Origin of the sequence: Carnobacterium sp. 17-4, from assembly GCF_000195575.1 — a bacterium.
Classification (GTDB): Bacteria; Bacillota; Bacilli; order Lactobacillales; family Carnobacteriaceae; genus Carnobacterium_B.
Map to the genome: position 1 here is coordinate 1 of NC_015391.1, position 14791 is coordinate 14791.

A 14791-nucleotide genomic window follows, 5' to 3' on the forward strand; every position below is an offset into this window, starting at 1 on the left:
ACAGGCAGTGGACAAATTTTCTACTAAAAAAACTACTTGTGGAAAACTATTTATAAAAGTGCTAAAATGACTTAGACACATTTTATAAGGAGGTTCTATTTTGGACGATTTACAAACACTCTGGATTTTTCTAAAAGAAAAATTCAAAGAATCGCTCTCCAAAGTTAGCTATGATACATGGATTGAAAGTGCAAGCCCCATACGTATCACGGATAACAACATTATTATCGAAGTCCCTTCTTCTTTACATAAAGAATATTGGGAAAATAACTTAGCTACTCGAATTGTTGAAAATATTTATGAATACTCCAGTCGTGAAATTTCTCCATTGTTTATTATCAAAAATGAACAGGAAGCAAGCAATCTAGTAAATAAAAATTTGCGTAATGAGGTCCCTAAAAAAACCCTCTTTAAAAAAGATATTCAATTAAATACTAAATATACTTTTGATACATTTGTTATAGGTAAAGGAAATCAAATGGCTCACGCTGCAGCTTTAGTCGTTGCAGAAGAACCTGGAACAATTTATAATCCTTTATTTTTCTATGGTGGAGTTGGACTTGGAAAAACCCATTTGATGCATGCTATAGGTCACCAAATGTTACTGCTAAACCCAGATGCACGAGTGAAGTATGTTAGTAGTGAAACATTTGCAAATGACTTTATAAATTCCATTCAAAATAAAACACAAGAAAAATTTAGAAATGAATACCGTAGTGTTGATTTGCTTCTAGTAGATGATATTCAATTTTTTGCAGATAAAGAAGGAACTCAAGAAGAGTTTTTCCATACCTTTAATGCTTTATATGATGATCGAAAACAAATCGTATTGACTAGTGATCGTTTGCCTAATGAAATTCCTAAGTTGCAAGAACGCTTAGTATCAAGATTCGCATGGGGATTATCAGTAGATATTACGCCTCCAGATTTGGAAACACGTATTGCGATCCTAAGAAAAAAAGCCAATGCTGAACGGTTAGAAATTCCAGGTGACACGTTAAGTTATATCGCTGGTCAAATTGATTCAAATATTAGAGAATTAGAAGGTGCTTTAGTTCGTGTACAAGCTTATGCAGCTATCGAAAGTCGTGACATTACAACTAGTCTCGCTGCCGATGCCTTAAAAAGTATGCTGCCTTCAGCAAAACCGACCACATTGACCATCTTGGACATTCAAAATGCGGTTAGTAAATATTATCAGTTATCCATTGCTGATCTTAAAGGTAAAAAACGCATTAAATCGATTGTTTTACCAAGACAAATTGCTATGTATTTATCTAGAGAACTTACCTCAAATTCACTACCTAAAATAGGGGCTGAATTTGGTGGAAAAGATCATACAACTGTTATTCATGCTTACGAAAAAATCGTTCATGTTTTGTCGACCGATGACCAATTAAAACAAGAAATTACCGATATAAAGAAAAAATTAACGTAATCTTTTTCTTTTACACATGTGCATAACTAATAGACTTATCCTTTTTTTACTAACACGTTATCCACATGTGTAAAACCTTGTAACTAAAAAGGTTGCATTAGTTATCCACAGTATCAACAAGCCCTACTACTATTACTAAAGAACTTACTAAAATAAATTAAACTATATTTGGAGGTAAATTAAATGAAATTTACAATTAAAAGAAGTGCCTTTTTAAAAAGCTTATCCGATGTACAACGTGCAATTTCTTCGAGAACAACTATTCCTATATTGACTGGTTTAAAAATCATCGCAAATGATGAAGGATTGACATTAACAGGTAGTGATTCAGATATTTCTATTGAAGCATTCATTCCTGTATCTGAAGATGATAATTTATTAGTTATTGAAAAAACTGGAGGAATTGTTTTACAAGCACGCTTTTTTAGTGAAATTGTAAAAAAACTTCCTGAAGAAACAATGACTATTGAAATACTTGATCATTTTCAAGCATTGATTACTTCTGCAACAGCTTCATTTACTATTAATGGTCTAGATCCTAATAATTACCCTCACTTACCGATTATTGATACGAAAGAATCATTTACTTTACCTGTAAACTTATTTAAGCAAGTAATCGGACAAACCGTTATTGCTATTTCAACTCATGAAAGTCGTCCAATACTTACAGGAGTAAATATAGTTATTGAAAATGGTAAGTTTTTAGCAGTTGCTACCGATAGCCACCGCTTAAGCCAACGTGTGATTCCTTTAGAAATGAATGATGAGCAAGCTTCAAAAAAATACAATATCATTATTCCTGGTAAGAGTTTAATTGAGTTGTCTCGTACACTAGATGAAAATTCTGATACTATTGAAATGATGATCACTGAAAACCAAGTACTGTTTAAATCCGAAAATATGTATTTTTATTCTCGCTTACTAGAAGGGTACTATCCTGATACAAAACGTTTGATTCCTGATAATTCTTCAACGGAAATCAGCTTTAATGCTAGTTCTTTATTAGGTTCGATCGAACGTGCTTCATTGCTTTCACATGAAGGTAAAAATAATGTTGTAAAAATTACGATCAACCCGAATTTAGTTGAGATTTCTGGAAACTCACCTGATGTTGGAAATGTTAATGAGGAATTAGACTATCAATCTGTTGAAGGAGAACCAATCGAACTTTCCTTTAACCCAGATTATATGAAGGATGCATTGAGAACTTTTGGCCAAACAGACATTAAAATAAAGTTCACCTCACCAGTTCGTCCATTTATTTTAGTTCCTAGCGAAAACGATCAAGATTTTATTCAATTGATTACTCCAGTTCGAACTTTTTAAGGACATTCCGAAAAAACTACTTTTCAGGCAACTGAAAAAGTAGTTTTTTTTAATATATGCCGAATAACCATGTTTTTTTCGATTTAAGCACTTATGGAGGATTTAGGGTCTTTTTTTATCTTTTGCTTAAAATCGATAATAGTAGGGTTATTTTTAGATTCATTTGTACTATTGGCAAAAAAAGAGTATAATAGTATTAATAAGCGACAGCGTAATGCGTGGATTATTTCCACGCTTATTTTATTGAAAAGTAGGTGAAAAAAATGAAAAAAACCATTAAAATCGATCGTGAATTTATAACATTGGGGCAATTTTTAAAACATGAAAACATTATTAGCAGTGGCGGAATGGCAAAGTGGTATTTGTCTGAACATACAGTCCTTCTTGATAACGAAGTTGAAAATCGCAGAGGTAAAAAACTTTACCCTGGTTCTGTAGTGGAAATACCTGATGAAGGAACATTCTTTATCCAGTCAGAAAATGAAACTGCTAAAACAAATGAGGAAGAAAAATAATGTTATTGAAAGAGATCCATCTTTCCAATTATCGAAATTACGAACATGCTGAAGTTATCTTTTCTAAAGGAATAAATGTTTTCTTAGGAGAAAACGCCCAAGGAAAAACAAGTTTGATGGAGGCAATTTACGTATTAGCAATGGCAAGAAGCCATAGAACTGCAAATGATAAAGAAACCATTCGATGGGAACAAGAATTTGCACGAGTGAGTGGAAGAATTCAAAAGAAAAACACAAGTTTCCCACTTGAAATCTCTATTTCTAAAAAAGGAAAAAAGGCAAAATTTAATCATTTGGAGCAAAAAAAATTAAGTGAATACATTGGAAATCTAAATGTTATCTTATTTGCTCCGGAGGATTTGTCTTTGGTAAAAGGTTCGCCTTCTGTCAGAAGAAAATTTTTAGATATGGAAATGGGGCAGATGAGCCCTATTTATTTACATCATCTCGTGCAATATCAGCATCTTTTAAAACAAAGAAACAGCTATCTAAAACAATTAAGTCTAAAAAAAGTAAAAGATTTAACTTTTTTGGATATTTTAACGGAACAGTTAGCTGAGTTTGGGGCGGCTATTTTAGTAGAGCGTTTTTCATTCATAAAAAAATTAGAGAATTGGGCCAAGCCTGTTCATGCTGAAATTTCTAGGCAGAAAGAAATTCTTGAAATTGGGTATTCTTGTAGTTTGAAAATTACAAATGAAACAGATAAAAAACAGATTTATTCAGATTTAATGAACGCTTATACGCAAGGTAGACAAAGAGAATTAGAGCAGCGAACAACCATTTTCGGTCCACACAGAGATGATCTGAAGTTTAGTGTGAATGGGAGAAATGTTCAAACTTATGGCTCTCAAGGCCAACAACGAACGACAGCCTTAAGTGTGAAGTTAGCTGAAATTGATTTGATGAAAGAAATGACAGGTGAATACCCCGTCTTATTACTAGATGATGTCCTATCAGAGCTGGATGATGAGCGCCAAACGCATTTATTGAAAGCAATTCAAAATAAAGTTCAAACGTTCTTAACGACAACTAGTTTAGATGGAATAAAGGAAAATATGCTGGAAACTCCCAAAATTTTTCTGATTGATAATGGACAAGTAGAAACGGAGAGTGAATGAGTGTGTCTGAAGAAATAAAAAGCAAACAAGATCGAGCAAAAGAATATGATGCGAGTCAAATACAAGTTTTAGAAGGTCTGGAAGCTGTTCGTAAACGTCCAGGTATGTACATTGGTTCAACGAGTAGTGAAGGATTGCATCACCTTGTATGGGAAATTGTCGATAATTCAATTGATGAAGCCTTAGCAGGTTTTGCTGATGAAATTAATCTAATCATTGAAAAAGATGAAAGTATTACCGTTATTGATAATGGTCGTGGGATTCCTGTTGATATTCAAGCTAAAACAGGTCGTCCAGCGTTAGAAACTGTGTTCACAGTTCTTCATGCTGGAGGTAAATTTGGCGGTGGAGGTTATAAAGTTTCAGGTGGCTTACATGGAGTTGGTTCCTCAGTGGTTAACGCACTTTCGATCACTTTAGATGTTTACGTACACAAAGACGGAAAAATCTATCATCAACAATATGCTCAAGGAAAAGTTGTTCATGATGTAGAAGTCATTGGTGAAACAGATAAACATGGAACAACTGTCCACTTCGTTCCAGATCCTGAGATTTTTAAAGAAACTGTAGAATTTCACTTTGATAAATTAGCTACACGTGTCCGAGAATTAGCGTTCTTAAACAAAGGATTAAAAATTACGGTTGAAGACAAGCGTGAAGGTAAAGAAAAATTTCTAGAATACCACTACGAAGGCGGTATTAAGAGCTATGTAGAGTTCTTGAATGAAAATAAGACTGTTTTATATGATGAGCCTATTTTTCTAGAAGGCGAACAACAAGGCATCACTCTTGAGGTAGCTATGCAACATACAGACGGTTATCACAACAATTTATTAAGTTTTGCTAACAACATTCATACTTATGAAGGTGGAACGCATGAATTTGGGTTCAAGACAGCCTTAACACGTGTGATAAATGATTACGCAAAAAAGAACAAAATAATTAAAGAAAATGAAGAGAATCTAACAGGTGAAGATGTACGTGAAGGCTTAACGATCGTCTTATCCATTAAACACCCTGATCCTCAGTTTGAGGGACAAACGAAAACAAAATTAGGAAACTCTGAAGCCCGTACCATTACAGACCGACTATTCTCTGCGCATTTTGATAAATTCTTGATGGAAAACCCACAAGTAGCTCGTCAAATCGTTGAAAAAGGATTGTTAGCAGCTAGAGCTCGTTTAGCTGCCAAAAGAGCTCGTGAAGTAACGCGTAAAAAGAGTGGATTAGAAATCAGTAATCTTCCTGGTAAGTTAGCAGATTGTTCGAGTAAAGATCCGACTATCAGCGAATTATTCATTGTTGAGGGAGATTCTGCCGGCGGTTCTGCTAAGCAAGGACGTTCGAGACTCTTTCAAGCGATCTTACCAATTCGTGGAAAAATCTTAAACGTAGAAAAAGCAACACTGGATAGAATTTTAGCGAATGAAGAAATCCGTTCGTTGTTTACAGCAATGGGAACAGGATTTGGAAATGACTTTGATGTTTCTAAAGCGCGTTACCATAAATTAGTTATTATGACAGATGCCGATGTCGATGGAGCACATATTCGTACATTATTATTGACTTTATTCTATCGTTACATGCGTCCAGTAGTTGAAGCGGGATATGTTTACATCGCTCAGCCGCCTTTATACCAAGTACGCCAAGGTAAAAAAATGGTCTATTTGGATTCAGAAGAAGAGCTGGATAATTATTTGAAAGAAATACCTCTTTCACCAAAACCTGTCATTCAACGATACAAAGGTCTTGGAGAAATGGATGCTGAACAATTATGGGAAACAACCATGAATCCAGAAAACAGACGGATGTTGCAAGTCACAGTTGATGATGCTATTGAAGCAGATAAAAGTTGTGATATGTTAATGGGTGACCGTGTTGAACCAAGACGTCTATTCATTGAAGAAAATGCACGTTACGTACAAAATTTAGATATTTAATCCAAATAGGAGGACAATAAAGAATGGCTGAAGAATTTAAAGAGAATATAAAAGGTATTGAACTAAGCCATGAAATGCGCACATCTTTCCTTGATTATGCAATGAGTGTTATTGTAGCTCGTGCATTGCCGGATGTACGAGATGGATTGAAACCAGTCCATCGTCGTATTTTATATGGGATGAGTGAATTGGGCGTGACCCCAGATAAAGCGCATAAAAAGTCAGCACGTATTGTTGGGGATGTTATGGGTAAATACCATCCTCATGGAGATAGTGCGATTTATGAATCTATGGTTCGTATGGCACAAAACTGGAGTTACCGCTATCCGTTAGTGGATGGTCATGGAAACTTTGGATCAGTGGATGGCGATGGAGCTGCAGCAATGCGGTATACAGAGGCTCGTATGACAAAAATGGCATTAGAAATGTTGCGCGATATCAATAAAGATACAATTGATTACCATGATAACTATGATGGATCAGAACGTGAACCAGATGTATTACCGGCTCGCTTTCCTAATCTACTTGTAAATGGTGTCACCGGTATTGCTGTTGGTATGGCTACTAATATTCCTCCGCACAATTTAACTGAAGTTATTTCTGCATTACACATTTTGATGAAAAACCCCGATGCAACCACGGCTGATTTGATGGAAGCTATACCAGGTCCTGATTTCCCAACCGGTGGATTAGTAATGGGTAAATCTGGAATCAGAAAAGCCTATGAAACAGGTAAAGGTTCTATTATGGTTCGAGCTAAAGTTGAAATTGAAATACTAAAAAATGGCAAAGAACGCATTATTGTGCATGAATTACCATATATGGTAAATAAAGCACGATTAGTAGAGCGTATAGCTGATTTAGCTAGAGACAAACGAATCGAAGGTATTACTGATTTAGCAGATGAATCCGACCGTGATGGTATGCGTGTTGTGATTGATGTTAGACGTGATGTTAGTGCGAGTGTAGTCTTAAATAATCTATATAAATTAACTTCATTACAAACATCTTTTGGCTTTAACATGTTAGCAATTGTGAATGGTGTTCCAAAAGTATTGAGTTTGAAATCAATTCTTGAAGAATACTTGAAGCACCAAGAAATAGTTATTCGTAGAAGAACAGCTTACGATAAACGTAAAGCTGAGGCACGAGCACACATCTTAGAAGGTTTAAGAATAGCGTTAGACCATATTGATGAAATCATTCGAATTATACGTGGTTCAAAAACTGGTGATATCGCTAAAACGACTTTAATTGAGACGTACGGTTTATCAGAGAAACAATCACAAGCTATTTTAGATATGCGAATGGTTCGATTAACTGGTTTAGAAAGAGACAAAATCGAAGCAGAGTATACTGAATTGATGGCTTTAATCGCTGATATGGCTGATATCTTGGCTAATCCAGAACGTGTACACACTATTATTGAAACGGAACTTCTTGAAGTTCAAGAAAGATTTGGAGATGCTCGTCGTACTGAATTGTTAGTAGGAGAAGTATTAAGTCTGGAAGATGAAGATCTGATTGAAGAAGAAGATATTGTGATTACGTTGACTAGCAAAGGTTATATCAAACGTCTTCCAAGTTCTGAATTCAAATCACAAAGACGTGGCGGACGCGGAGTACAGGGGATGGGTGTTCATGATGATGATTTCATTGAAACCTTAGTTTCTTGCTCTACTCATGATACCTTATTATTCTTTACGAATAACGGGAAAGTCTACCGTTCAAAAGGATACGAAATCCCTGAATATGGCCGTACAGCTAAAGGAATCCCTGTTATCAACTTACTAGGAGTCGACTCAGGTGAAACTGTTCAAGCGGTTATAAACGTCAGAGGAGAAGCTGAAGAAGGACTGTACTTGTTCTTTACGACTCGTCTTGGAACAGTTAAACGTACGGATGTAAAAGCCTTTTCTAATATCCGAAGCAATGGTCTAAAAGCTATTGTACTAAAAGAAAATGATGAATTGATGTCTGTTTCTGTAACAAATGGAGATCAAAACATTATCATTGGAACACATATGGGTTATGCTGTAAGTTTCCATGAAAAAGATGTCCGAAATATGGGTAGAACTGCTGGCGGTGTTCGTGGTATTCGCTTAAGAGAAAATGATTACGTCATTGGAGTAGATCTATTAACTGAGGACTCGGAAGTTTTAATTATTACAGAAAAAGGGTATGGAAAACGTACCAAAGCAAGTGAATATGCTATTAAAGGCCGTGGCGGAAAAGGAATTAAAACAGCTAATATCACAAGTAAAAATGGTAATCTAGCTGGTTTAACGACTGTCAAAGGCGACGAAGATATTATGTTGATAACAAATACAGGTGTTATCATTCGTTTCAATGTCTCTGCAGTATCTCAAACTGGCCGTGCAACATTAGGTGTACGTGTTATTCGAGTAGCTGAAGATGTTAAAGTGTCAACTATGGCAAAAGTAGATGCAGAAGTTATCAAAGAAGAAATGGATGAAGCAGGAATCATTTCTGAATCGCCGTCTATAGAAGATAGTGAACTAAACGAATCGATTCAAGAAAATGATACTTCAAACAATTCTGATAACGATACAGAAGGCAACAATGACCTAACTGAAGATTAAAAGAGTAGAGAGAATGAGATCAATAGATCATTCTCTCTATTTTTTTGTTGTTTGACAAATGGTGTAGGTGTGTTTCAAAAGAAATTTATTTTGGAATAAACGGGTTTGCTTGTAGCCATAGTTATTAAAAAGTATTATATATAAGTGTAATTCAAGTATTGATGTCTAGAATGAAATGTGCTATACTAAACGGACGTGAGTAATCTAAAGAAACATTATTAGAATACTCTCCTTGCTCTGTAAAAAGAGCCAAAGTCCATAAGGAGGTGACAGTCAAGATGAGTAAAACAGCAAAATACGAAATTTTATACATTATCCGTCCAAACATCGAAGAAGCTGAAAAAGCAGCTTTAGTTGAACGCTTTGACACTATTTTAAAAGATAATGGTGCTGAAATCACTGAATCTAAAGACTGGTCGAAACGTCGTTTTGCTTACGAAATCAAAGATTTCCACGAAGGAATCTACCATATCGTAAAACTTACTGCTAATGATGCAGCTGCAATTAACGAATTCGATCGTTTGTCTAAAATCAGTTCTGATATTCTGCGTCATATGACAATTAGAGAAGAAGACTAAGCAAAAAATGTTTCACATGAAACATTTTTATCGGAAGGAGTGGATAATGTGATTAACAATGTTGTTTTAGTTGGAAGATTAACAAAAGATGCTGATTTAAGATACACTTCAAATGGCACAGCGGTAGCAACTTTTTCACTGGCTGTAAACAGACAGTTTACAAACCAAAAAGGTGAAAGAGATGCCGATTTTATCAACTGTGTAATTTGGAGAAAGAGTGCTGAATCATTTGCAAACTTCACCAGAAAAGGTGCATTAGTAGGTGTAGAAGGCCGTATCCAAACACGTTCTTATGATAATCAACAAGGGCAACGTGTATATGTTACAGAAGTAGTTGTTGAAACGTTCTCATTATTAGAATCAAAATCTAAAAATGACCAACGTAAAGATCAAAATGACTCTCAAGCTCAATCGGGATCATACGGTTCTCAACAAAAACCTTATAACAATAACACACAAAGTAATTCACAAGAAGCTCCCCGTAACCAACAATATCAAAATTTTGGAAACTCTGATCCTTTTGAAAAGAGCGGACAACCGATTGATATTTCAGATGACGATTTACCATTCTAAAAAGAATGGGACGTAAAGGAGGAATATGAAATGGCTCAACAACGTAGAGGCGGGAAAAAACGCCGTAAAGTTGATTTCTTTGCAGCAAACCACATCGAACACGTGGACTACAAAGATATTGACCTATTGAAACGTTTTATCTCTGAAAGAGGTAGAATTTTACCGCGCCGTGTTACTGGAACATACGCGAAAAACCAACGTAAATTAACTAAAGCAATCAAACGTGCTCGTATTATGGGATTATTACCTTTCGTAACTGACGAACAATAAAAAGATGAAGAGTTGAGGCAAATGTCTCGACTCTTTTTATTTTTTCATTCAACTATCATTCTGATTCTGAAAGATACTTAACAGAAGAAATGTTTCACGTGAAACATTTCCGAAAGGATTGTTTCATGTGAAACAAGTTGTCTACTTAGAGAACAAGTGGTAAAATAGAGGTTGAACTTTAATTAGGAGAGAGATGGAAAAAGGGGCCTGTTATGAATAAGAAACTATCTCAAGAAAAATTTCCGGAATTCTTAAATGATAAAAAAATTCAAACTATTATAGCCATTATAATGGTGTTTCAGTTAGTTATAATTGTTTTAGGATTTATCGCTAACATTGGAATCGGTTTAGCGTTACTAGTTATTTTTATAGTGGTATTATTTTTATTGTATGATTTGGCAAAGAAATTAGCCATTGAAAACAAAAAATACATTTCAGATTTAGCTTTTCGAATTAAGCGCGGAGAGCAAGAAGCTTTGATAAAAATGCCCATTGGTATTCTTTTATTTAATGAAAACTTACAATTGCAATGGATTAATCCTTATCTTCAATCGCATTTAGGTTACCAAGAAGTGCTAGGTAAGCAGTTAGAAGATGTTGATAGCGAATTAGCAATACTTGTCAAAGAAAGCCGAGACTCTGGATTGAAAAAAGCAAAATGGGGCGACAAAGTTTTTCAAATAATTGTTCAAAAAGATATTAGAGTTGTTTATCTTATGGACATTACAGAATACGCTAACATTCAATCAAAGTACGAGGAAGAACAAATTGTTATTGGAAATATATTTGTCGATAATCATGATGAAATTACTCAAGGAATGACCGATAGAAATATATCTAATTTGGATAACTTTATTACAACTCAATTATCTAATTGGGCTAAGTCACATCATGTGTACTTAAAACGCATAACAGAAGATCGCTTTATCGTTATGATGCACAAGAGGTCTTTAGCTAAAATGGAAGAAGAAAAATTTAGTATTATCGATCAAATTAGAGAGAGAACTTCAAAACAAAATTTCCCTCTAACGTTGAGTATTGGTATTGCGTATGGATCTGAAGATTTAAGTGAATTATCTAAATTAGCCCAAAGTAATTTAGATTTGGCTTTAGGTAGAGGTGGAGACCAGGTTGTTGTAAAAGGTTATGATGCTGAACCGCGTTATTATGGCGGAAAAACAAATCCTATGGAGAAAAGAACACGCGTTCGCTCCCGGATGATTAGTCAAGCACTTCAAGAATTAATGAAACAATCTGATCAAATTTTTATTATGGGACATAGATATCCTGATTTGGATGCCATTGGTGCTTCATTAGGTATTAGAAGGATTGCTGAAATGAATAACAAAGAAGCTTGGGTTATTGTAAATCCAGATGAATTTAGCAAAGATATCTCTAAGTTAATGAAAGAAGTAGAAAAGGACAATGAAATTAGCCGATATATTATAACACCTGCTGTTGCTGAACAAATGATTACAAATAATAGTTTAGTTGTGTTAGTTGATTTTCATCGTCCGTCTATGGGGATAGCTCCAGATTTAATTTCTCGAACAAATAAGGTAGTTGTTATTGATCATCATCGTCGTGGAGAAGCTTTTCCAGAAAATCCAGCTTTAGTTTACATCGAACCTTATGCTTCCTCGTCAGCTGAACTGATTACAGAGCTGTTCGAATACCAATCGGAAGAAGCAGATCCCATAAATAAGATTGAGGCTACTGCGCTATTAGGCGGAATTATTGTAGATACCAATAGTTTTTCTCTCAGAACAGGATCTCGTACTTTTGATGCTGCAAGTTATCTAAGGTCTTGCGGTGCAGATGCAGTTATGATCCAACGACTATTGAAAGAAGATAAAGAAACCTACCTTCTTCGTAGTCATTTAATTGAAACCATTGAATTTGTTACTAAAAATATAGCCGTTGCTGTTGGTGAAGAGAATGCTGTTTATGATACAGTGGTAGCAGCACAAACAGCTGATACCATGCTTTCAATGTCTAACGTAGATGCAGCTTTTGTAATCACTAAGCGTACAGATAATAAAATTGGCATAAGTGCCCGCAGTTTAGGCGAAATAAACGTTCAAGTTATTATGGAACAGCTAGGTGGCGGCGGACACTTATCTAATGCAGCTACGCAATTAGAAAATATTACGATAAAAGAAGCAAAAGAACAATTGCGTGAGGTTATTTTAAACAAAACTAAGGAGGAATAACATTATGAAAGTTATATTTTTAGCAGATGTAAAAGGTAAAGGTAAAAAAGGCGAGGTAAAAAACGTTGCTGATGGATATGCACATAACTTTTTATTGAAAAACAACTTAGCGAAAGAAGCTACTTCAGCTAGCATAAGTGAATTAAATGGTAAAATAAAAGCTGACGAGAAAAAAGAAGAAGAGATTCTACAAGAAGCTAAAAAGGTAAAAGAATTTCTCGAAAAAGATGAAAATGCAATCGAGATCAAAACTAAAGCAGCTGAAGATGGTCGTTTGTTTGGTTCCGTTACAACAAAACAAATCGCTGCTGCAGCTCAAAAACAGTTAAACATAAAACTTGATAAACGTAAAATTGAGTTGCCTGTTCCTATTAGAAGTTTAACGTCAATGAAAATTGATGTAAAAATTCACCCAGAAGTAGTTGCCACTATAACGGTAAGAGTCTTACCAGAAAATTAAATTAGCAAAAAAAGCATTTGGCTCAGTAGCATTATAAGAGTCAAATGCTTTTTTTTAAACTAACAATTATGGAACGAATGTTCTGTTTTCTAGATTGTGTTTCAAGTCCTTTTAAGGTAAAATAATAGAATTGAATACAACTATTTTACGGAAAATAATCGTACTGTTGATAGTGAAAGGGAGAGAATTTATTGGTACAAGAAGCTTTTCAAGATCGCTTACCACCACAGAGTATAGAGGCAGAACAAGCAGTTTTAGGTTCAATATTTTTAGATCCTGAAACGGTTGTCGGTGCTTTAGAATTTATTGAGTCTAAAGATTTTTATCGTCGGGGACATCAATTGATTTTTCAAGCAATGTTAGAATTAAATAACCATAATGAAGCTATTGATATCGTTACGGTAACCAATGCATTAGAATCTAAAAATCAGTTAGAAGACATTGGTGGAATGGCTTATCTAGCCGAGTTAGCTGTGTCAGTTCCAACAGCTGCTAATATGGAATATTACGCAAAGATAGTAGAACAAAAAGCTATTTTAAGAAATTTGATCCATACAGCAACAGATATTGTTACTAAAGGATATGAAGAAGGAGATGAGCTAGCTTCAATTCTAGATGAGGCAGAGCGCAGTATTCTAGAAGTATCTGAAAGACGTAACAGAAGCGGTTTTTTAGCCATCTCAGACGTGTTGAACAGTTCTATTGCTCAGATAGATCAACTTTATCAAAATAATGAAGAAATTACAGGTTTGCCGACTGGTTATCAAGCTTTAGATAAAATGACAGCTGGACTTCAAAAAGAAGAATTGATTATTTTAGCTGCGCGTCCCGCTGTAGGGAAAACGGCATTTGCTTTAAATATTGCTCAAAATATTGGAACAAAGACGGATGAAACAGTTGCCATTTTTAGTTTAGAAATGGGAGCAGAATCATTGGTCAATCGGATGCTTTGTGCAGAAGGAAGTATAGATGCTGGCCATTTGAGAACGGGGACATTATCAGAAGAAGAATGGCAAAGCCTGATTGTAGCTATGGGTAGTTTATCAAAAGCCAACATTTACATCGATGATACACCAGGGATTAGAATAGCTGAAATTCGTGCTAAATGTCGTCGATTAAAACAAGAAAAAGGTAACCTTGGCTTGGTATTAATTGATTATCTGCAATTAATTGAAGGTACTGGACGTGAAAGTAGACAACAAGAAGTCTCTGAAATTTCTCGTCAGTTAAAAAAATTAGCAAAAGAATTAAAAGTTCCGGTTATAGCGTTGTCCCAATTATCGCGTGGTGTGGAACAACGGCAAGATAAACGTCCAGTTTTAAGTGATATTCGTGAATCTGGATCAATCGAACAAGATGCTGATATCGTAGCCTTCTTATACCGTGATGACTATTATGATCGCGAAGAGGGAGAAGATGACGACGATCATGGATCAGCCGGTGAAGACAATGTGATAGAAGTCATTATCGAAAAAAACAGAAGTGGTGCCAGGGGTACAGTTAAACTTTTATTTATAAAAGAGTACAATAAGTTTTCTTCATTAAGTTATTATCCAGATGATATGGCACAACGCTAAAAAAGACTCATGCGAAATAATGTTCGCATTTTGTCTTTTTTTTTAAGAAATAAAAAATTAATGTTCGTTTATTTCGGTTTTTTTAGTTAAAATAAAATTAAATATTCGTTTTTTGTTGAAACAATCATCATTTACTGCTAAAATTAATAAGTATTTGGGTAAAAAAAAATTAATGAG

At 34.9% G+C, this 14791-nt stretch carries 12 protein-coding genes; all 12 read left to right on the forward strand.

Annotated elements, in window-relative coordinates; all coding sequences use genetic code 11:
- Nucleotides 1-100: 100 nt before the first annotated feature.
- The 12 genes from dnaA to dnaB all read left to right on the forward strand — a co-directional run bounded on the left by dnaA (nt 101) and on the right by dnaB (nt 14614).
- On the forward strand, nt 101-1438 hold the full coding sequence (gene dnaA / locus CAR_RS00005; protein ID WP_013709696.1) for a chromosomal replication initiator protein DnaA: 1338 nt from the start codon (nt 101-103) through the stop codon (nt 1436-1438).
- A 183-nt stretch (nt 1439-1621) separates the two neighbouring features.
- Nucleotides 1622-2764 (forward strand): DNA polymerase III subunit beta, encoded by a 1143-nt coding sequence (gene dnaN / locus CAR_RS00010; RefSeq protein ID WP_013709697.1) that lies wholly within the window; start codon nt 1622-1624, stop codon nt 2762-2764.
- A gap of 263 nt (nt 2765-3027) precedes the next feature.
- Entirely contained in the window at nt 3028-3279 is a 252-nt protein-coding gene (gene yaaA, locus CAR_RS00015; RefSeq protein WP_035020984.1) for a S4 domain-containing protein YaaA, read from the forward strand.
- Nucleotides 3279-4400, forward strand: a complete 1122-nt coding sequence (gene recF / locus CAR_RS00020; protein WP_013709699.1) for a DNA replication/repair protein RecF — start codon at nt 3279-3281, stop codon at nt 4398-4400. Before yaaA ends, recF begins: the two co-directional genes overlap by 1 nt.
- A gap of 2 nt (nt 4401-4402) precedes the next feature.
- On the forward strand, nt 4403-6340 hold the full coding sequence (gyrB, locus tag CAR_RS00025; protein WP_041556738.1) for a DNA topoisomerase (ATP-hydrolyzing) subunit B: 1938 nt from the start codon (nt 4403-4405) through the stop codon (nt 6338-6340).
- A 23-nt stretch (nt 6341-6363) separates the two neighbouring features.
- Nucleotides 6364-8943: a DNA gyrase subunit A gene (gene gyrA / locus CAR_RS00030; RefSeq protein WP_013709701.1), complete on the forward strand. Its 2580-nt coding sequence runs from the start codon at nt 6364-6366 to the stop codon at nt 8941-8943.
- 278 nt (nt 8944-9221) lie between these two features.
- Complete coding sequence (rpsF, locus tag CAR_RS00035) at nt 9222-9521, forward strand: 30S ribosomal protein S6 (protein ID WP_013709702.1); 300 nt, start codon at nt 9222-9224, stop codon at nt 9519-9521.
- A gap of 48 nt (nt 9522-9569) precedes the next feature.
- The gene (gene ssb / locus CAR_RS00040; protein ID WP_041556011.1) at nt 9570-10094 is read left to right on the forward strand and encodes a single-stranded DNA-binding protein; all 525 of its coding nucleotides are present in this window, start codon (nt 9570-9572) and stop codon (nt 10092-10094) included.
- A 30-nt stretch (nt 10095-10124) separates the two neighbouring features.
- Nucleotides 10125-10364, forward strand: coding sequence for a 30S ribosomal protein S18 (gene rpsR / locus CAR_RS00045; protein WP_013709704.1), 240 nt, complete (start codon nt 10125-10127; stop codon nt 10362-10364).
- A gap of 212 nt (nt 10365-10576) precedes the next feature.
- Complete coding sequence (locus CAR_RS00050; RefSeq protein WP_013709705.1) at nt 10577-12577, forward strand: DHH family phosphoesterase; 2001 nt, start codon at nt 10577-10579, stop codon at nt 12575-12577.
- A gap of 4 nt (nt 12578-12581) precedes the next feature.
- Nucleotides 12582-13037, forward strand: a complete 456-nt coding sequence (rplI, locus tag CAR_RS00055) for a 50S ribosomal protein L9 (protein ID WP_013709706.1) — start codon at nt 12582-12584, stop codon at nt 13035-13037.
- Nucleotides 13038-13228: 191 nt separating this feature from the next.
- Nucleotides 13229-14614: a replicative DNA helicase gene (dnaB, locus tag CAR_RS00060; RefSeq protein ID WP_013709707.1), complete on the forward strand. Its 1386-nt coding sequence runs from the start codon at nt 13229-13231 to the stop codon at nt 14612-14614.
- The last annotated feature ends 177 nt before the right edge of the window (nt 14615-14791 follow it).